16 protein-coding genes are annotated in these 20,508 nt (G+C 55.3%); 5 read left to right on the top strand and 11 right to left on the bottom strand.

Annotated elements, in window-relative coordinates:
- Positions 1-4 precede the first annotated feature (4 nt).
- Entirely contained in the window at positions 5-1,042 is a 1,038-nt protein-coding gene (locus tag LEPIL_RS07410; protein WP_002771429.1) for a helix-turn-helix domain-containing protein, read from the bottom strand.
- 199 nt (positions 1,043-1,241) lie between these two features.
- On the opposite strand from LEPIL_RS07410, the gene LEPIL_RS07405 reads away from it, so the two are divergent.
- Entirely contained in the window at positions 1,242-2,579 is a 1,338-nt protein-coding gene (locus LEPIL_RS07405) for an Lcl C-terminal domain-containing protein (RefSeq protein WP_002771428.1), read from the top strand.
- Positions 2,580-2,583: 4 nt separating this feature from the next.
- Here LEPIL_RS07405 and LEPIL_RS07400 read toward each other — a convergent pair whose 3' ends face one another.
- The 5 genes from LEPIL_RS07400 to LEPIL_RS07380 all read right to left on the bottom strand — a co-directional run bounded on the left by LEPIL_RS07400 (position 2,584) and on the right by LEPIL_RS07380 (position 8,122).
- Positions 2,584-3,231 (bottom strand): class I SAM-dependent methyltransferase, encoded by a 648-nt coding sequence (locus LEPIL_RS07400; RefSeq protein WP_002771427.1) that lies wholly within the window; start codon positions 3,229-3,231, stop codon positions 2,584-2,586.
- A 27-nt stretch (positions 3,232-3,258) separates the two neighbouring features.
- Positions 3,259-4,248: an alpha/beta hydrolase-fold protein gene (locus LEPIL_RS07395; protein ID WP_002771426.1), complete on the bottom strand. Its 990-nt coding sequence runs from the start codon at positions 4,246-4,248 to the stop codon at positions 3,259-3,261.
- A 4-nt stretch (positions 4,249-4,252) separates the two neighbouring features.
- Positions 4,253-4,690, bottom strand: a complete 438-nt coding sequence (locus LEPIL_RS07390) for an NUDIX domain-containing protein (protein ID WP_002771425.1) — start codon at positions 4,688-4,690, stop codon at positions 4,253-4,255.
- The gene (locus tag LEPIL_RS07385) at positions 4,690-5,910 is read right to left on the bottom strand and encodes a hypothetical protein (protein ID WP_143464620.1); all 1,221 of its coding nucleotides are present in this window, start codon (positions 5,908-5,910) and stop codon (positions 4,690-4,692) included. The genes LEPIL_RS07390 and LEPIL_RS07385 overlap by 1 nt, the downstream gene beginning before the upstream one ends.
- 118 nt (positions 5,911-6,028) lie before the next feature.
- Entirely contained in the window at positions 6,029-8,122 is a 2,094-nt protein-coding gene (locus tag LEPIL_RS07380; protein WP_002771422.1) for an LTA synthase family protein, read from the bottom strand.
- Positions 8,123-8,201: 79 nt separating this feature from the next.
- On the opposite strand from LEPIL_RS07380, the gene LEPIL_RS07375 reads away from it, so the two are divergent.
- The 4 genes from LEPIL_RS07375 to LEPIL_RS07360 are packed head-to-tail and all read left to right on the top strand — an operon-like array spanning position 8,202 to position 12,635.
- A complete protein-coding gene (locus tag LEPIL_RS07375) occupies positions 8,202-9,206 on the top strand; it encodes an adenosine kinase (protein WP_002771420.1) in 1,005 nt (334 codons plus the stop codon).
- A gap of 2 nt (positions 9,207-9,208) precedes the next feature.
- Positions 9,209-10,339, top strand: coding sequence for a glycosyltransferase (locus tag LEPIL_RS07370; RefSeq protein ID WP_002771418.1), 1,131 nt, complete (start codon positions 9,209-9,211; stop codon positions 10,337-10,339).
- Complete coding sequence (locus tag LEPIL_RS07365; RefSeq protein WP_002771416.1) at positions 10,336-11,553, top strand: type III secretion system chaperone family protein; 1,218 nt, start codon at positions 10,336-10,338, stop codon at positions 11,551-11,553. Before LEPIL_RS07370 ends, LEPIL_RS07365 begins: the two co-directional genes overlap by 4 nt.
- A complete protein-coding gene (locus tag LEPIL_RS07360; protein ID WP_002771414.1) occupies positions 11,550-12,635 on the top strand; it encodes a trypsin-like peptidase domain-containing protein in 1,086 nt (361 codons plus the stop codon). The genes LEPIL_RS07365 and LEPIL_RS07360 overlap by 4 nt, the downstream gene beginning before the upstream one ends.
- Here LEPIL_RS07360 and LEPIL_RS23895 read toward each other — a convergent pair.
- The 5 genes from LEPIL_RS23895 to cobA are packed head-to-tail and all read right to left on the bottom strand — an operon-like array spanning position 12,616 to position 20,474.
- Complete coding sequence (locus tag LEPIL_RS23895; RefSeq protein ID WP_002771404.1) at positions 12,616-14,112, bottom strand: rubredoxin; 1,497 nt, start codon at positions 14,110-14,112, stop codon at positions 12,616-12,618. The genes LEPIL_RS07360 and LEPIL_RS23895 overlap by 20 nt on opposite strands.
- Positions 14,109-17,660: a nitrate reductase gene (locus tag LEPIL_RS07350; protein ID WP_002771402.1), complete on the bottom strand. Its 3,552-nt coding sequence runs from the start codon at positions 17,658-17,660 to the stop codon at positions 14,109-14,111. The genes LEPIL_RS23895 and LEPIL_RS07350 overlap by 4 nt, the downstream gene beginning before the upstream one ends.
- A 14-nt stretch (positions 17,661-17,674) precedes the next feature.
- Positions 17,675-19,006: a NarK family nitrate/nitrite MFS transporter gene (locus tag LEPIL_RS07345; RefSeq protein WP_002771401.1), complete on the bottom strand. Its 1,332-nt coding sequence runs from the start codon at positions 19,004-19,006 to the stop codon at positions 17,675-17,677.
- A 36-nt stretch (positions 19,007-19,042) separates the two neighbouring features.
- Positions 19,043-19,669 carry a DUF4202 domain-containing protein gene (locus LEPIL_RS07340; protein WP_002771400.1) on the bottom strand — a complete coding sequence of 209 codons (627 nt, stop codon included), beginning with the start codon at positions 19,667-19,669 and terminating at the stop codon, positions 19,043-19,045.
- Positions 19,662-20,474 carry a uroporphyrinogen-III C-methyltransferase gene (gene cobA, locus LEPIL_RS07335; RefSeq protein ID WP_002771398.1) on the bottom strand — a complete coding sequence of 271 codons (813 nt, stop codon included), beginning with the start codon at positions 20,472-20,474 and terminating at the stop codon, positions 19,662-19,664. Before cobA ends, LEPIL_RS07340 begins: the two co-directional genes overlap by 8 nt.
- Positions 20,475-20,508 lie beyond the last annotated feature (34 nt).

Raw genomic sequence — 20,508 nt, 5'->3', positions numbered from 1 at the left:
ATTTTCAGGCGCCTTCAGGCATCAGCGATTTCTCGTCTTTCATAGATCGATAGTATTCCGAGGGCGTCATACCCGTCGCCTTTTTGAACGCGCTGTTGAACGTCGACTTTGAATTGAATCCCGCATTCAGGGCAAGGTGAAGAAGGTTAACCGATTCTTCGGTCTGTCTCAGCCTCTCAACGACATGCTCGATCCTGTATCTGTTTGCGAAGGTATAGAAGTTCGCTCCCGTCTCCTGATTGATGACCTGACTGATCTGATAGATCGGGATCTGTAACGACACAGATAGGTCGGCCGGTGAGAAATTCGGATCAAGAAAAGGCTTTTCTTCCCGCATCAGACGTTCGATCTTTCGCATCAGGTCGGCGCTCTGATCCTCTTTCAGGCCCGATCTCTCGTACCTGCCCTTCGGCCTCGACTCGCCAGACGGCTCCGAATCGGGTCGCTGTACAGAAAGCAGAAACAGTATAGCGATGTAGCAGATGCACACGGTATACGCAATAATGATCAGCCCTCTGAAGAACGCCCCTTCTCTGTGGGGAAGCCACTTATGAATGATAACCTGGGCCGTCCAGAGGAACCCTGTCATCCCCACCGTCCATTGGAGTATATGTCCCCGCACGGGAACCCTTATGCCGTAGTTATAAAGCGGATCGGGCAGAGAATCCGAAATACGGTAAATCGATGCAACCGTGTATCCGGCGACGCTGAGAAAGAGGATGCCAGCAAGTGCGATGGGCGGACTTCCCGGAGCTGGCTTGAAGACGAAGAAAGAAAGGACAGAAAGCAGAAAGGGCAGGAAATGCACCCCGTCGATGGTTCGCAGCTTTCGCGTCGGATCGACCTTCTCCATCACAAAAAGATAGAGCATCGGACCGAGCAGAAAGGCATGGCTTCCCATAAAGCTATGCAGCAGACGAGGCCAGCTTTGAGGTACGGGTTCGATGATATGGACGAGATGGGGCAGCGTGAGCACGAGGATGAGGGCCACAAGCAGACGACCGGCAAGCGTGCCTCTGCCAGCGGTCAGAACGAACAGCATTGAGAAAAATCCTACTCCAATTGAGATTGCCGGGATCAGCATAAGTGACCATCAGAGATCGAGCAGAATGCAGCAAGCTTTTTAACATCCATTCCAATCTGAGACTCGCACTTTTTCCCCGAAAAAAGGGTGCGAACCGCTTGGCCCGGTCGATTCGCAATAGGACAGGGGCTATTCTGATGCCAGGAGAAACGAAACCATGATGAAAGCGATTTCATTCCTGCTTCTGGCGGCTCTGCTACATGGGTGCGGCAAGAGCAGCGACGATAATTCAGCCGCTCTGGCTCTGCTTGCAACGGGCGGTTCAGCCGGCTGCTCTACAGGCGTAGCGAATTCGGCGACGGATGTACCGACGACGACCGCAACAGGTAAATATAAGGTTGTCGATACTAAACAGACGCTCTGCTACGATTCCACCACAAGCGCTACGGTAAGCTGTAGCGGTCTCGGTTATGACGGTTCTTACAGCGGCAACCAGCCGTCTTATACGAATAACGGAAACGGAACGGTTACAGACAATGTAACAGGGCTTATGTGGACCAGGAGTACGGACATCAATAATGATACATTCGTTAACTCCTCTGACAAAAGATTTCAGAGCGATGCGGTCACATACTGCGAAAATCTGACCCTGGGCGGTCATAGCGACTGGCGCCTGCCCGATATCAAGACGCTCTATTCGCTGATTCAGTTCAGCGGAAAGGATGCGAGCACCTACCTCGGCACCGACACATCAGGCCTGACGCCATTTATCGATACGACGGCCTTCGATCGCGTGTTCGGAGATCAAGATGCCGGTGACCGCATCATCGATGCCCAATATGCAACGTCCACGATCTATGTATCGACGACGATGAATGGCGATAAGACGATGTTTGGCGTGAACTTCGTCGATGGGCGTATTAAGGGATATCCGGCTACGAAGAGCAAATACTATGTACGCTGTGTACGCGGCGAATCCGACTACGGCAAAAACAATTTTTCCGTAACGGATAGTGGCGCCACTGTAACGGATGACGCGACGGGACTTGTGTGGCAGCAGGCAGACGCCTCGTCGACGAACTGGCAGGATGCGGTCGATTATTGTGAGAATCTGTCGCTTGCCGGGGAGACTGACTGGCGATTGCCGAATGTGAAGGAGCTGCAGAGTATCGTCGACTATTCGCGCTCACCCGATACGACGTCAGGCGCTGCACTGGATGCAAAATTTTCGGCGACCTCGTTCACAAATGAGAATGGTTGCACCGATTGGGGCTATTACTGGGCATCAACCACGCATGTGGATAACGATAATGATGCACAGAGCGCTACCAATGCCACTTATTTATCTTTCGGTCGGGCACTCGGCTATATGACCGGTTCCATGCTTGATGTTCATGGAGCGGGAGCACAGCGCAGCAACGATAAAACGAACATAGCCACCGAAGAAGGGGCCTCGTCGGCGAATCTCGGGCAGGGACTCTTTTACTATCATGGCCCACAGGGCGATATCCTGCGCCTGAATAACAGAGTCCGCTGTGTAAGAGCGGGAAACTGATCGACTAAACTTGTTGAACGGATCCGAGGCGCCTTTGAAAGACAAGGCGCCTTTTTCCGTCGCTAAAAAGGATGACGAGATCGAAGGATGCAGCAAGAAATTCAATAGTCTCATTGCAATAGAACGAAGTATGCGTTGGATCCCGCGCATACCGCCATCCGCTGAATGCTCGATCTTCGGGTTGTAATTCCGTCATTACGGCAAGCAGTCCACCTGGGCGGACCAGCTCGATCATCGTCTGCCATTCAAGGGCCGTATTCCTGAAATGCTCCACGACTTCGGTTGCGATTACGAAGTCGTAAGGCCCCTGCAATTCGGTCGGATGAAAAAAGGGATCAAAGGACGTGCATGCATAACCCTCTTCTGCAAGCAGGGTCTCGATCATCTTCACCGGTCCACAGCCGTAATCAAGGCCTCTCATACCCGAACGCAGATACGGCCTCAAGGCAGCGACGATCTGTGACAGAAATCGTCGGTAGCCTTCATCGTTGATGTCGTTTTGATGTGTTCCGTAGAACTCGCGCTCTTTAGCTTCGGTAAGATAATCGGCGGAATCGACGTAGATCAGAGCACAGCGCCGGCATCTGTAAAAACGGCGACTATCCGGGCCGTTCACCGGAATACCGTCACCGTTACAGAGTGGACAGTTCATCGAACTACAGGAATGATGCGCGGGCTCTCAGTTAGCCGCCGGCTGGTTATCCGCAAACGGCTCCCTGGCCGAAGTCGGATTGTTCTTTGCCGTCGGATCTTTAAAAAAGGCGAAGACGGCGGGAAGCTCACCGCCCCAGAAACGATAATCGTGCGCGGCGCCTGGAACGGCCTTATATACGACGGGAAAGTCCTTTCCCTTTTTTTTGATGATCATCTTATGCAGCCATTCTGAATGCGCTATCGGAACGACGCGGTCGGCCTGACCATGCGAGAGATAGAGCGGCATCGTCCAGCGTTCGGGCGATCTGTCGATGACGCTTACAGGGTTATTCTCGCCCTGCCAGCGATCGCGAAATCGTTCGTACGGTCCGTAAACGTTGCGCATCAGGTTATCGTTGGGCTGTAAGGTCTGGTCGAAATCGCCTGAAAGGGCGGCTCCTGCCGTAAAAAGTCCTGGATTCTGCAGATGCAGCATGACGACGCCGCGGCCGCCCGTCGACAGGCCAAGCAGGTAGTTGCCATGGCCTTTCTTGAATAATCCGAAGCGCCGCTGCATCTCGGGAATCAGGCGATCTCTGAGAAAGGCTCCGCCCGGAACGGCGTTCCATTTCATGACGGTTTCAGGATAATAACTCGTTTCATAGATCGTCGTATGCATCTCGGGCAGGACAAGGATCATCTGTTCTTTTTGAGCGATCGCCTCAAGCGGTGACTTGCGAATCCAGTCCTGTCGGGGGAACTTCCAGCCAGGCAGCACAAGCAGCATACGCTGACAGCTCTGTTCGGTCGCCTGCGGCACGAAAAGATCGACGGCGACGTCGTCGATTTTCAGATCTTTCTGCCAGCCGGGCGTGAGTCGGTAGCAGGCATCGGGTGCGGCCTGCGCCTCTTCAGACGTGCGACAGGTCGTGAACAGGGCGAGCATCAATCCGGCGATGAAAAGCTTGCGAATAGAGAAAGAAGCGGGCCTGTAGTTCACGAAAAATCGAGAAAGCGCTATAAGTCGTTCGCTCATCTTTTCACCTGTTTTCATTGATTCGTGACAGAGGATTGGTGGCCAGATACTTCTGCACTCCGTCCAGCATCGTGCCGACGAAAAGCGTCGAAGGGTCATCACTTGCCTTCATCCAGAAGAGATCGGTGTGTTCGTCTGACAGCTGCAGCTGGCCCGATTTCAATCTGCCCTCGAAAACGAAGGCAAAGGCCGGAGCGCTATCTTTCAGAACATAGTGCGAAAAGAGCGTGATCGGCTCGGGGTGAAACTCAACCTGCACCGCTCCGCCGAGCTCTTCGACGACTTCACGTTCGAGTGCAGCAGGAAGGTTAACCGATTCGTCACGGCCGATACGGCCGCCGGGCAGGTCGCCGAAGCCGCTGTGCGAATCACGAAGGGCCAGATATCGGCCCTCATGCCACAGAAAGAGCTTCAGCGTTACCTGAAACCAGCCCGGCTCCATCAGAGATTCTGTCCCTCGACGAGATAGTAGCGTCCGTCTCGCTCGACGATCTGCTTGCCCAGACTGCGTGCGCAGAGGGCGAGTCGACGGGAGCGAAGCGGCATGGAATCGCCTTCATTCTCAAGCGAAAGCTGCAGCTCGAGTTCGTCAAAGAAGAGATCCTGTCTGTGTGAAAGGACGTCGAGCAGCTCTTCGAACGTGTTTCTCGTATAACGATGCAGATTCTCGAAGAAAAGGGCGAGCACGCGCGAATAAACAAGCAGGCGCTCCTCTTCTTCGGGCGTGAGAACGGAAAGGATGCTGGCCACAAACTCCGGCAGGGGCTGATGGCGTTGAATGCGGCGCATTCCCTGAAGACGATACGTCCACAGGTTTGCCATCGACTGTTCCATGACGTCCATCCAGGCCGGGTTGAGCTCGCATTGCGTGATCTCGAACAGCGAGAGCAGGGCGAACATCGTCTCGGCCTGACGCCCGGGAATCATCTTCTCGCGATAATCAAGCGTGAGGATGCCTGTGGCGACGAAATCGCGCGACGTATCGTAGATGGATTGAGCCAGCTCGATCGGCGTATCATCGGACAGTCGCAGGCCGTCATCCTCGCCGCGAATCATCGCCTCGATGCGCTCGGGAAAGCGATAGATGAGATAGGCGAGAATCATGTACTTCTCGGGAACGATACGCAGATGATCGATCATCGACTCGATAATCTCGATGACGACGGAATCGTCTTCAAGATCATCCAGATAGCGTATGGACAGCCAGATGTCGGGATTCTCTCCGTTTTTCAAGAAGGCCTGCGCCGAATCATGCGGAAATTCGCCGCCGATCGTCTCGTAGATGAAGAAATCGACTTCGTGGAATTCAAGCTGGCTGAGCACCCTGTAGGTATCTTCATCGATGCGCGCCAGCAAGGGAAGACGGGCCTGTGTGAGAAAATACTGAATGTGCTCACGATCTTCGGGAATGCCGTTGAAGGCATGCACGACTTCCATGAGCTCCCACAGGCTTAATTCGAGAAGATTGCCTCCGCGAAACGACGGTTCCTCGTACGATGCCGAGATCTCCATCAATTCGTTCAGGAAGCGCTCTTCGGGATGGCCGTTCTGAAGCCAGGCCATCACACTGCGATAGATCTCGTGGGTCAGGAACTCTTCGGTTTCCTGGCTGCGATCCTGCTGAAATTCGCGATACGCCTCTGCAATGCCTTTTCCGTTCATCGTTTTGCCTTCCTTTTCAAAATCCGCTCGGTTCTCCGTTCGGTCTCTCTCCATCTGCCCGAAAACCTCGAATCTGCATGAGCTAAGGCATCATGCAGATAAAAGCCCGCAAAGGGCCTTATTCTGAGATCGATTCAGGCCAGATACGGTTCTCCTTTTCGAGGCTTCGGGCAAACTGATAGTAGTGCTTTGTCATCGCATCGAGCTCCACGGCGAGCTGTGGCTGCTCGGCTTGCATATCTCGCATGTCGACGGGATGCGTTCCCTTCAGCAGTATGGACTGTGAAGAGCGCAGATAATGATAGTAGATGAAGCCGTCGCGCATCATGCCGATGATGTCGGTATTCGAGCCGCCTGCAAAAAACGCAAACGGCCTCTCTGCGGGCACGGTGAGATCGCGGCCCATCGCCGCGTAGGGCGAGTCGCCTCCGGAAAGCGAGAGCAGTGTCGGCAGCAGGTCGAGCTGCCCGGCGATGTCGGTGCGGCGCTCGGGCTGGAAAAAGGACGGCGCATAGACGAGAAGCGGTATCTCCCTGTCCTGCAAGTAGTCCAGATTGGCGTGATGGCTGTGATCGGCGACTATCAAGATGATGGTGTTCTGAAAATAGGGCTTCGTTCTTATTATGTCAATCAATTTCCCGAGAGCATAATCCGAGTAATGGTATGAGTTCTTGAACGCCGCTTCAGGATCAGATTCCGGAAAGATGGCAAAAGACGGGTCGGGCAGGCCAAACGGATGATGATTGTTCGACGTAAAGGCCATGGCGAAGAAGGGGCGCTCGGGGGCGCCGGCATAGAGCTCATCGGTTTTGCGAAGAAGCATATCATACATGTCTTCGTCGTGAAAGCCCATCGTCCAGCGACGGGAATACAGGCCTGAATCCTCCATCTCTTTCATGCCGGCCAGGTGATCGAAGCCCAGATGCGGCAATCCCGTATCGAGGTTATCGAAATGCAGATCGCCGCCATGCACAAAAAGCGTCTGATAGCCCTTCTTTTTTAGAAGAAGCGGCAGAGAACCGAAGCGGTTGAAGATGCGCGACGATCGCAGGATGGTGCGCCCGGCACGATCGGGGATGCCTGTCAGAATAGAAAAGAGGCCGTTGGCGCTGCGTCCGCCCGAGGCGTAAAAGTTCTCGAAAAGCACACCCTGATGGGCGAGTCTGTTAAAATTCGGAGCAACCTCAGCCGAATAGCCGTGTGATTCGAGGAACTTTGCCGACCACGATTCCATGAGAAGCACGACAAAGTTCGGCTGCCGGTCCGGCCTTCCGGGCAGGCCTGGCCCTGCTATCGTAGCAAAGCGACCCGGCATGCGTCGTCGCGCCTCCATGCGCCGCAAGAGCGGATACTGGGGATCAACAAATGGTCGCCCGTCATTTAGCATACGCTGCACAAAGGCGGTGTTTTCTTCGGGCGGATAAAAGGTCTTGAAGTCGCCGCGATCCGACAGATCGTGCACGATCAGGTAGGTGCCGGTGATCTTCAGATTGTTGAGAAAGGGCGATGATTCGCTCATCGCATCGCCAGGGCGAAGCGGATTCTGCTGTAATCCCCCCCGAAAAAGCACGACGGCGGCAATCAGCACGACCAGCGGACTGAGAAGAGCGGTTAGCAAGGCCTTTCTGCCCGGATTGGGATGGCCGTCCGCTGCGCCCGCATGTACACTCAGCCGTCGGTCGACGAAAAAACCGGCGCCCACCCATACGGGAATAAAGAGGGCCAGCATGGTCGTCGGAACAGGATCTTTCACAAAGCTGCCTGCAAGCAGCACAGGAAGATCCCGAAAGTAGGCGGCAAACTCCCATCCGAGATGCTTGCCGTTCACACTGAAATTATAGGTGCTTGCCACAGAGACAAGGTGCAGCCAGAGCAGCCAGATCCACTGTGCGTGAAAGAAAAGGCTGTTCAGCAGCCTGTATCGCAGCCTGGCGGCGGGAAGGGCATACAGCGCCGCCGTAAGCGAGAGAAGCAGAGCAAAAGGCCCGATCCAGATCGTCAGCGTCGCCAGGTCGAAGCGCAGGCCTACAAAAAGGGCTTTAAGCACGGACGCAACGGCACCGTCCTGGAGCTCTGGCTCAAGTCGGACCGCCTGAAATACGTACATAAACAGGAAGACCAGGCGATGGGCAAGCAGAGACAGCATTCCGATAGCCATCCATCGCAACAGAACGGGAAAGAGGCGATCCGGACGCCGGGGCAGAAGCTCCACAGAAACAATTTTGACAGAGGCTCTGACCGGTCCAATTCAATTTTCTTGCCCTCTCCCTTTGCCTCAAGAAGCTGCCCCTATGAGTCAGAGTCGAAGCCATGACGTTTTCGGAGTAGGAAACGCCCTCGTTGATACCGTCGTCTTTGTAGAGGACGATTTTATCAGAGAGCACAATCTCAACAAGGCGGCGATGACGCTGGCCGATTCCGAAAAACAGGCGACGATTCTTCAGGCCCTTGGCAAACACAGCCTGGAGCTGAAATCAGGCGGATCGGCGGCCAATACGATGATCGGTGTCGCCCGCTGTGGTGGAACGGGATTCTATACGGGTAAGGTCGCAAGCGACCCAAACGGCGAATTCTATCGCATGGATCTTCTGAAGGCAGGCATCCGCTTTGACATTCATCCGGAGCCTGAAACGGCCGGCGCTACGGGAACCTGCGTCGTTATGACGACGCCCGATGCTGAGCGCACCATGTACACGCACCTTGGCGTTTCGGTGCAGCTGACCGAAAGAGATATCGACGTCGAGCGCATCGCCTCCAGCCGCTTCGTCTATGTCGAAGGCTATCTGTGGGATGCCGAAGATCCGCGCAGGGCCTGCATCAAGACTCTGCAGGAGGCCCGCCGCCTTGGAACAAAGGCCTCGTTTACTTTCAGCGATCCCTTTCTTGTAAACAGGTATAGAGCCGATCTGCACGGCATGGTGCGCGATCTCTGCGACGTCGTCTTTATGAACGAAGAAGAGGCGAAATCCTTCACTGAGATTCCCGATCTGCAACGCACTCTGGACTACTTAAAAAACCTGAAGCCGAAGTTCTTTGTAACGGCCGGTAAGCACGGCGCCTACGTCGTAGAAGACGGTAACGTCTATTCCGTTCCGGGTTATCCGGTCGAGGCCATCGATACAAACGGCGCCGGTGATAACTTCGCCGCCGGAGTCCTCTACGGGCTTTCGCATGGTTATTCGTCGCAGGCCGCTGCGCGCCTCGGCAACTATGTCGCCTCTGAGATCGTGCAGGTCAAAGGAGCGCGCATGGAGAAAGACCTGAACGGCAAAGCGATGGAGATTCTGAGAGGCTGACATTGACCGCCTCTTTTCAAAGCGACCTATCCGTACTGCATCTCAATACGGCGAAGACCTGGAGAGGCGGAGAGCAGCAGGTACTGTATCTCGCCCGCTTTCTTCGAGACGCCGGCGTTCGTCAGATCGTCGCCGGCCGTCGCAACTCCGAGATGCAGAAGCGATGCAAGGCCGAAGGCATTGCCTTCGTCGGTGCGGGCATGACCTCGGAGCTCGATCTTCTCTCGGTTTTTCGTATTATCACACTGGTGCGTAAAGAGCGTATTCGCGTGGTTCATGCTCATACGGCGAAGGCGCACAGCATCGGACTGCTTGCGATGAAGCTGGGCGGCCTGGAGCGCGAAGGCGTGCGTTTCATCGTCAGCCGCCGGGTGGATTTTCGCGCGAGGCCGGGCATGCTGTCGCGCATGAAATACGAATCGCCTCTTGTGCACCGCTACGTCGCCATATCTGAAAACGTGCGCCGCATCCTTGTCGAAGACGGCATCGCCGAAGACCGTATTCGCGTCGCCTATTCGGGTATCGATACCGAACGCCTGAAAAATCTGCCCGACGCCTCGCCGCTGCGCGAAGAATTCAAGATTCCCGCCGGCACCGTTATCCTGGGGAACGTCGCCGCCCTTGTCGATCATAAGGATCAGCGCACGCTGCTTCAGGCTCTATCCCTTCTTCTCGAAAGAGACGTGCCGTCTTTTCTGCTGTTTATCGTCGGTGAAGGCGAGCTGCGCGAAGAGTTAACTGCACTGCGTGATCGCCTCGGTCTTCGGGAAAAGGTGATCTTTACCGGTTTTCGAAACGATGTTCCCGTATTCCTGTCGCTCTTTAATATCTTTGTGATGTCTTCAAAAGAAGAGGGCCTGGGCACGATCGTGCTTGATGCCATGTCGGCAGGGCTTCCCGTCATCACAACCGACGGCGGAGGCCTGCCCGAAATGATCGTTCCAGAAAAAGGCGGCCTTCTTTCGCCGGCGCAGAACGCATCTGCTCTTGCCGATAACATCGAGAGGGCGCTCAGGCATCCCGAGGAATGGAAGCAATGGGGAGCCTATAACAGAGAGGCCGTGAAAAGATTCGATTATCGCGAAACGGGACGTCGCAACCTTGAGATCTATAACGAGGTTCTGCAATCTTGACCTCTGATATTCGTTCAGCCACGGACGGGTCGGATGCCGCCGAATTCTCGCCGCATCGCTTTCCTTCGTATCATCGACCGTTTTATCCGGCCGTGCGCAATCGCTTTAAACCGCCCGAGCAGTGGGATCAGGTCGAGGCGTTATACGATAGCGCACGTTATACGGAAACTCTTGAAGCTCTTTTCGATTATATCGATACCGATCTTCTGAAAAAATTTAAAGGCCCTGAAGGCATGATCGTGCCGCACGGCTCGCTTACCGTCTTCGTCCAGTGGGATGAACAAGGTTTTGAGGTGAGGGCGCCTTTCGTGCGTCTGCCGAAAACCGCCCGCGCTCCGTCTCTGCGCCAGACGCTTGAGCTTAACTTCTCGACTCTTATGCTTGCCAGGCTTCAGTTGACGGGAGAGGAGCTGGAGTTCACCTATTCCTGCTCTCTTGAAGAATGTGAGCCTTCGAAGATCTATGCCGTTTTGAAAGAGATCTGTATTAACGGCGACGGTTACGACGACGAGTTTATACGCCGGCTCGGATCGGAGCGCATCATGCCCGTGCGTGCTCGTTTTCCCCAGGCCGACGAGCTCGGTCGCGTGCGACAGGTCTTCAACGGCATCGTCGAAGAGGCGTTGCAATACGTGCGTTTTTACGAACGCAAGCGTATGTTCGGCTACGCCATGCAGTTCGCCGGCTTATTCCTGAAAAAGATCGATTATGCCGTGGCGCCGCAGGGTCGCATCCGCGCCGAAATAGAAGATGCCATCGAGCGTATGAACGAAGACCTTCTGCCGTCGGTCGCCCTCGGGCTCGTGCGCGACGTCTTTGATCAGTTAAGCGGACTATCGGTCGAAGAGTTCACCGAATGCGTCTATCAGCCCGGTATCTTTATTCCGTACAGAAATCTGTTAACCCTGAACAATCTGCAGCAGCGACTCGAAGAGACCCAGAAGATGGCGCGAACGTCGCTGGGTAACGCCGATTTTATAGGCGCCGCTCTGGCCCAGGGCGGAGTCTTTTATCATCTGCTTTATGAAAGCGATCCTCCGGCGCCGGCCATCCCTCTTCTGGAAGAAGGCCTTGAGAAGGCGTCGGGCCTTTCCTGGAAAGAGGCGGCGACCGTGTTGCGTCTGCAATTGCAGAAGATCCTTGAGCTTGAAGAGATCGGCTCGGGCTCCGAGCCTCCGGGAACGCTTACCGTGCAGGAGGCTCGAAACGAATGATGTTGCAGCGTTCCATCGAGGATTCCGTCTTCAAGATCTATACGTCGCAGGGAACGGGATCGGGCTTTTATCTTTCTGAGCATGACGTGATCGTTACGAATCACCATGTCGTGGCCGGAAGCCGTCGTGTCTGCCTTGAGGGCAGGGACCGCAATCGACACCCGGCTCAGGTCATATTAACCGATCCGCAGGCCGATCTGGCCTTTCTGTCGCCCGAGAACGGCTGGCGTGGAGCGTCGGCCAAACTGAGCAACGGCAAAGCGGTGCAGGCGCATGACGTCGTCTATGTGCTGGGTTATCCATTCGGCATGCCGTTTACGGTCACCGAAGGCATCGTCTCGTCGGCTCGCCAGTTTCTTGACGGGCAGTTTTTGATACAGACGGACGCCGCCGTTAACCCCGGTAATAGCGGCGGACCGCTCGTAAACGAGCTGGGCGAGGTCGTCGGCGTTACGGTGGCGAAATTCACCGAGGCCGATAACGTAGGATTCGCGATTCCCGTTCAGACGCTCCGTGATACGCTTGAGGATCTCAAGCACAACCCCGATCGACGTTTTGCCATCAAATGCACAGGCTGCGGTAAGCTGATATTCGAGAAGACGGAGTACTGTCCGCATTGCGGCAATGCGCTCGATAAGACGTGGTTTGAAGAGGTACCGTTAACCTTTCTTGCTTCGTCCGTGGAACAATCGCTTCAGGAGTCGGGCGTTGATCCCGTCCTGACGCGAGGCGGCTTCGAATTCTGGGAATACTATCGCGGCGAGACGCTGATCCGCATCTTCGTAACCGAAACTTATTACCTGACGGCGACGGCGCCGATCTGCGAGCTGCCGCGTGAGAATCTCGAACCTCTGTACGAGCATCTGCTTTCAGAAAAGTCGCCGTGGCATTGCGGCATTTTCCAGAATCACATCTATATGTCCTATCGGATGCACGTCACTGCGTTAACATCTTCTCGTGCGAAAGAGGTGTTGCAGAACCTGGCCGACTTTCCGCTTGCCTCAGAAAATATGCGTCTGCGTCTTGAAGAGCAGTTCGGAGCTCTTCCGTCGGCCTTCTCGCTCAGCCGAAGCCGGCAGTGAGGGCGGGCGATTCCGGTGTTGCCTGGCCAGTGACGCTATTGCCTGCTTCCATCTTCTCAAAGCGAGTCGACCCGCACACAGAGCATTCATAGTCTTCGGGTAATCGTTCGAAGGCCGTATGAGGCGGAATATCTTGCCGCGGATCGCCACGCTCCGGTTCGTAGATGGTCATGCATTCGACGCAGGCGTATGCCTCTCTGAGGTCGATTGAGACAGAAGAGAGAATGATGGGCTCCTGTCTTGCACTTGGAATGGCCGCTGTGCTGAGTGAAGGCCTCGTAAACAGGTTGCAGTAGATCTGATAGAGATCTTTGATATAGTGGCCGACCTGTGTCGCCGTCATACGTTCGCCGGTCCCATGCCATGCGGTGCGATGCCTCTGGAAGTCGTGACGATGATACACCCTGTAGGCCTTCTGAAAGAGAAACGAACGGGCAGGAACTATGGCAATCGCTCGATCCTGCGACAACGCCGTCTGGCCGACGGCAATGCTCAGACCTCCGGCCGCCTCAGACGCTCGCAGCATTTTTATGATGCGCGAACGTATCCTTTCATATCCGTGCTCCACCTGCCAGTTCAGGCTGACGTCGTCATGGCGCAGGTTTAACCCATGACGACCGAGCAGATTCTTCCAGTCGTCGACGGCCTCAGTCGTGATATTCTTCACAAAGAGAGAATGAAGCGAGGTGAGAAAGATGCGGCCCACATGATGTTTACGTGAAAAGTAGGCGAGCTCATCGAGGAAGATCGGTCGAAAGCCTGACTCGATTCGCAATATACCGAGGCATTGCCTTTCGGGATTTTCAGAGGCACAGAAGCCTTCGTACGGGGCGATTCGCTCGGGTGACGCCGCAATGCTGGATTCGGTTCCATACAGAAGAGAATCCGGATAACTTCTCTGTAAGGCCTCAAAGACGTCGACGCTGAACGTTCCGTGATCGCTCAGTCGCTTTAAGATGGCCGGAATCTGAAACGTAGGAATCAAGAACGGCGCCTGAATGGTTCGTTTTTCCTGATTCAGCATAATGAGATGCCAGTGATGCTGTATGGGCGAGGCAAGCAGGTTAACATCGCAGGAGTAGAGCGGAGTCAGAGATTGAAGTGGATCGCCGATGGAAAGCGAGATGCGACGTTCGACCGGTATGCATGCGTCAATCAGATCAAGATAGACGCTTTCCGTGGCCCACGGCGTCGTCTTCTCGTACTCGACCGATGATGCAGAACAGATAAAGAGGTCGTCGCCGTTCGATTTTCGAAAGCGTTCGTTTTGCTCAAGATGCGCTGCCGCTTCTTTTGCCCGTGAATGTTTCGCGAAGGACAGCCATAGATCCTGAAAGGCTCCCGGATGAACGGATCGCGCTGCAAACCTGTTGCCTATCATGGCGATCTCACCCAGCGTATCGGGCGTAAGCATGCCTCCGGGCGGCTGCATCTGAATCCACTTACCGTGCCTTTTGAAGCGAATCTCGATCGTCATGACACCACCGCCGGTTCTTTGATCTCCTTATTGAGCAATCGCTGCACCTCGGATCTACAGCTGCCGCAGCCCGTTCCCGCTCCCGTTATCCGGCACAGCTCCTGGAGGTCGGTTATCGAGCCTTCGATGATCGCCTCGCGCAGATTCTCAGCGCCAACTCGATTGCAGGAGCAGACCAGTGCGCCGCGCACCTCACGGGCCGGTCCGGCGTTGCCGATAAGTGTTTTGCGTTCCTCTCCCAGTTCGATCTGGCTTTCATAAAGGTCTCTCATACGCGACAGATCGGACGTATCACCGAATAGAAGACAGCCGACGAGTCGGTCCCTGTTAATCAGGAACTTCTTGTAGAGGCCCTGCGCCTCATCGTTAAGCAGGATAACCTCGTCTTCTTTACCGGGATGAATCCGACCCATGCTGACGCAGGGCAGTCCCTTCACTTTGAGAATGTTGAGATCGATCGATCCGCCATACCGAACGGTCGGATCGCCGGCCAGCACGCCGGCAAGTACTTTTGCGTGGTCGGCGGCTGCCAGCGCCGTTCCGTATGTGTTACGGTTAAACTCCATCGCCTCGCCGATCGCATAGACATTCGGATCGCTCGTCTGCATGTACTCGTCGACGACGACACCGAAGTTTGTGCGTAACCCGGCGCTCCGGGCAAGTTCGATATCGGGCTGAGTACCGAGGGCATACACGACCGAGCTGCAATCCAGCCGACGACCGCTTGCGAGATATGCGGTGAAGATCTCGTCCCGCTTGAAAAGTCCGATCACTTCATCGTTAAGCATGATCTGCATGCCGCGCCGCAGCAGTCCCGAGCAGAGCATGTCGGCCGCCGTCGCATCGAGTTGACGGCTCATCAGACGCGCCGAGCGATGTACGATCGTCACCGAACTTCCGGACTGCATCAGGGCGTCGGCAAGCTCGATACCGAGAAGCCCGCCACCGATAATGAGCACATTATTGCCGGCCTGGCTTTTTATGTTTTCGGCGTCGATGCGGTTTCGTAGCGTGAAGACGCTGCGCTTCGCATCTGGCTCCATCAGGCGATGTCGCCTGGGCCTGCTACCGGTGGCAAGAACAAGCACGTCATAGGCGATTTCGCCGGCATCCGTCCTTACGATCCGGCTCGCCCTGTCGATCGATTGAGCCGAAACGCCCGACAGAACGTTCACACGGGCGAAAGAATCGGTCGCATAACGCAGCTCCTCAAAACTTTTATTCCCGTGAATAAAGTCGGGCAGAAGAATACGATTGTAGAACGGATCGGGCTCTCGCGAAAGCACGGTGATCGTATCATCGTTACTCTCTCCGCTGTGAGCTTCTAAAAAGGCGTGCGCCGCCGTGCCTGCTCCAACGATAACGATTCTGCGCGGCAGCGGCCGATGCCTGCGAATGTTCACGGCCGTGAATTTAAAATCGGGCTCTTTTGACGCCGGGTCAAAGAGAGGATTCGTTACGTTATTCGCTCTGGCCTTTTCGCTGCGTCCGATCTTTCCCCAGTGCATGGGCGCGAAAATTACGCCGGGCGGAACGGAATCCGAGATCTTTGCTCTCAGGCGAAGCGATCCGCGCCTGCCGTCTATCTGTACGAGATCGTTCTCCCGTATATCGGAGCGCATGGCGTCGACCTCGTTGATCTCGATCATCGGTCGACCGATATGCTGGCTGAGCCTGCGCACCTTACCCGTTCGCGTCATCGTATGCCATTGATCGCGAATCCGACCTGTCGTCAGTATCAGAGGATAGTCGGGATCGGTCGCTTCGCTTGTATTCCCGTCGTCGCAGGGAAAGATCTTCGCCCGCCCGGAATCGGTATAAAAACGTCCATCAGCGAAGAGGCGTTTGGTGCCGGGATGATCGCGATCGGGAACGGGCCACTGCATCGTCGAGTGCTTCAGTCGATCATAATCCAGCCCCGAGATGTCGAGATTGGTGCCGCGGGTGAGCATCGCGTGTTCGTCATAGATGTCAGCCGCACCGGCATTTGTTGATCGTATTCCCGATGATCCTGCTTCTGATGCTGCCGATGGTCCGGATCTAAAATAAGGGAAGTGATCGCCGTATCCCATCGCTTCAGCGAAGCGTGCGAAGATCTCGGCGTCGGGTAACGCCTCTCCAGGAGGATCGAGAAGGCGCGGCAGGTAACTGATGCGGCGATCGGAATTCGTCATCGTGCCCTCTTTTTCAAGCCAGCCGGCGGCGGGCAGAATCAGATCGGCATATTGCAACGTGTCGGATTTACTTGAGATATCCTGTACGACGACGAACCGTGCACGCTCCAGCGCCTCGTCGACCATCGTCGCATCGGGCAGGCTGACGGAGGGGTTCGTGCAGACGATCCAGATGGCCTTCAGCTTATCGGAGCGCAGGGCCTCAAACATCTCGACTGCGGTGAGTCCGGGCTTCGACGGTATAAGCTCGGCGGGCACGCCCCAGTGAGCGGCCACCTCTGCGCGATGATCGGGACGACTGAGATCTCTGTGCGCGGCAAGCATCGTGGCCAGGCCGCCCACCTCCCGGCCTCCCATTGCGTTAGGCTGTCCTGTAAGCGAGAACGGCCCTGAGCCCGGTCGGCCGATATGCCCCGTGATCAGATTCAGATTGATAAGGGCGAGATTCTTGTTAACTCCAATCGAGCTCTGATTGAGTCCCATCGCCCAGAGCGTCAGAAACGATCGCGTCTCGCCGATCCAGCCCGCGGCCAGTTCAATGTGTTCGGACCGCACGCCGCATATCGCTGCGGCCTCATCGACGGTGCGCTCGAACACCTTTTCTTTAAGAGCGTCAAAGCCCTCCGTATGCGCCTCGATAAAGCGCATGTCGATCTGCCCGGTTTCGATGAGCCTGCGCGCTATGGCGTTGTACAGCGTCACGTCGGTTCCCGGCCTGATCTGCAGATGCAGATCGGCGAGCTCGCAGCTTTCGGTGCGGCGTGGGTCGACGACGATAACGCGGGTCTCAGGGTGCCTTGCCTTGCGATCCTCAATCCTCTGAAAAAGGATGGGATGGCACCATGCCGGATTCGCCCCGGCGATAAAGAACACCTCGCATAGATCGATATCTTCATATGATACGGGAACCGAATCCTCTCCAAGGCTTTTCTTGTAGGCAACCACAGCCGTCGACATACAGAGGCGTGAGTTTGTATCGATGTTTGAAGTGCCAAGAAATCCTTTCACAAGCTTGTTAACGATGTAATATTCCTCGGTTAACAGCTGTCCTGAAACGTAGAATCCGACGCTGTCGGGGCCGTAGCGCCTGATGACCGAATGAAACACGGCGGCAGCGCGCCGCATGGCCGTGTTCCAGTCGACCCGCATCCTCGGACTCTGTCTTGAAAGACGCATCTCAGGATAAAGCAGACGATCGCTGTGATCCATCGCCACATGATGCAGGTTGCGGCCTTTCGAACAGAGTCGTCCCTGATTCACAGGATGGTTCGTGTCCCCTTCGAGCGTCAGCCCGGTATCGTTTTTCTCAACGACGATACCGCAGCCTACGCCACAGTAGGAGCATGTAGTGCGAACTTGCTTCGTTTGCGTCATATCGGACATTCAACTCAAACCGATTCGTTTCGAAGCAGCAGATTGAGCTCTTCTTCAACGGCGGAGTTCTCTTCGACAGTAAAGCGAACGAGCAGGGCTACGGCCGCCGATGCGACAACGGCGATGCCGATCATCAAAAGAGCCTCCTGATAGCTGTAGCCTCCGCGAAAGAGGAAACCGGCGGCTACAGCACCGGCATTTCCTCCGGCACCGACTACACCCGAAACAGCTCCGACAGCCCGGCGGTTAACAAACGGCACCACGGAAAAGGTCGCTCCCTCGGCCATCTGAACAAAGAGGCTGAAAAGGATCATCGTGGCGATGGCGAGAATAAGCACATTCATCTGCGAGAAGAGCACAAGGAACAGGCCCTGGCCCGCAAGCGTGATAGCCAGCCATGTGACTCGTCCCTGGAGGCCCATACGTGATCCGAAGCGATCACCGAAAACACCGCCCAGAGTGCGGGCGAAGATATTCATCAGGCCGAAAAGTCCTGCAATAAGACCAGCCGTTGCCGGACTCAGCTCAAAGCGATCCACGTAGTACAGGGCGGCGATGTTGTTAATCGTAAGCTCGATACCGAAGCAGGCAGCATAGGCGACAAAGAGAATCCATACGCGGGGATCGGCGATGGCCGAGGCGAAGTTAGCCAGCGAGTTCTTTTTTCCGCCGTGGAACTTCGGATGAGATTCTTTGATGTCGCTGAAATTCCCGCCGGGAGTATCCTGCGTGCCGAAGTAGTAAGCGATGCCCATAAGAAAGAGGGCAGCGCCGGGCACAATCATGGCGAATCTCCAGGAGAGCGCCGTCGTAAACCCAAAGGCGGCAAAAAAACCGAAAAGTATGGGCATGACCATCTGCGTCACGCCGCCGCCGAGATTACCCCAGCCTGCGGTCGTAGCGTTCGCCGTGCCGACGACGTTCGGAGCGAACATCACCGAGGTATGATACTGGGTGATGACGAAAGAGGCGCCGATGATGCCGATGGCAAGACGTGCAATCAGAAACGAGATATAGCTATCCGCAAGTCCGATGCCCATGACGGGTAACGATCCGATAATCAGTAGAGCGGAATAGCTGATACGCGGTCCGATCTTATCGCAGAGCCAGCCGATAACGAGGCGAGCGAGAACGGTAATGGCTACCGAGGCGATGATGATATTCCCGATCTGCTCTTTCGTAAGATGCAGCTCTTCGCGGACATAGACCATAAGAGGCGCTATGCCGAACCATCCGAAAAAACAAAGAAAGAAAGCGAACCATGTGAAGTGAAAGGTCCGCATCTGAGGCGAGCTGATACTGAACAGATCGATGCGTGTGGCTTTTGAGCCTGGCTTGATGGTCATGAGTTTTCTCCTGTCTGTATTATTCGAGCACTATCTTTAGTTTGATTGCGTGTCTTTATCGAGCAGAAGCGTCAGCGCCTGTCTGACTTCAGCGCTATGTTTGATCTCGCCGGCGAGGGTTCGCCCGCTCTCGCTCATTTTCTTCCAGACCTTTTCGATGATACCGAGTAATTGCTCTTCGCTTGATGAGGCGATAAGCCCGTCCATCTGATATTCGAGCGTAAGCAGACAGAGAGCGTCTTCCATCGTCTGCACGTCCGGATGAAACCGCATGCCGTCTTTGAGGTTGATGCGTTTTACCTCGTCGATGATCTGCGGGTCTACGCCGCATTCGGTGAGTATCTCAGCCGACAGAGCGGCGTGCAGCTTGCTCAGATCTTTGCGCCACTTCAGATAACCCTCACGCCCTTCGGGGTAAGCGCTTCGCGGATGTTCATATCGCTTGAGATGCTGGCATCTGGCGGCGAGTGTTAACGCCGTCGACGGAGTCAGGTTCAGCCTGCCGATCCAGTAACTCAATCGATTCGCGTGAAAGAGCGCCGTCGGATGTTCTGTGCCGTCTATGATGATGCGATTTGTATCGGCGGCGTTGATCTCATCGAATCTGCGCAGGGCCTCTGCAATCGCATCGGAGTCCGATTTATGGAGGTTTGATTCATGCATGATGGGCTGCCTTCAGTGAGAATAAACCCGATGCCTGGCGTTCACTGTCGGTCTTATATTCAATGGAATGCTGGAAGTTCGAGACTGCCTCTTCGGGAAATTCGCGCAGTACATCGCCGATAACGAGCAGAGCAGGCGAGGTCGCTCTTTCTCGATGGCAGAGTTCCTCGATCGACGTAAGATCGGCCTGGAGTCTGCGCTCTCCTGGTAACGATATCTGTTCAATAACGGCGATGGGCGTCGACGGCGGATTGCCCGCGTTTATAAGGGTTTGCACGATGTCGGGCAAAGCATTCAGGCCCATATAGATGATAACGGTTTTCTCTCTCAATGAAATCGTCTTCAGCGGTTCAAGATGGACTCCGTCTTTACTATGCCCTGTCAGATAGAGGATGCTTCGCGAAATCCCCCGGCAGGTTAACGGCAGCTGCATACTGGCCGACATCGCCGAGGCGGCCGTAATGCCGGGAATCACCTCAAAGGGGATTGCTTCGTTTCTCAGAAATCGAATCTCTTCGCCGATTCGACTGAAAATCGCCGGATCGCCGCCCTTCAAACGCACGACGGTTTCATAGATTGATGCCGTGTGTTTGAGGAGGGTGTGAATATTCTCCTGCGATTCACTGTGACTGAATCCGCGCTTGCCGACGTGGATGCGCTCGGCGCGAACGGCAAAGCCAAGCACGGCAGGCGAGACAAGATCGTCATAGAGCACGGCATCGGCCGCTTCAAGCACTCGCACGGCCTTTAGCGTCAGAAGCTCGGGATCGCCCGGGCCGGCACCCACTATGTAAACCTTCGGCATTGTTCGCACCCTTTTCATACTTTCTGTTCGTCTC

This window comes from Leptonema illini DSM 21528, from assembly GCF_000243335.1.
Taxonomy (GTDB): domain Bacteria; phylum Spirochaetota; class Leptospiria; order Leptospirales; family Leptonemataceae; genus Leptonema; species Leptonema illini.
The sequence above is the reverse complement of the archived record's forward strand: the minus strand, read 5'-3'. Positions and strand labels throughout refer to the sequence as shown.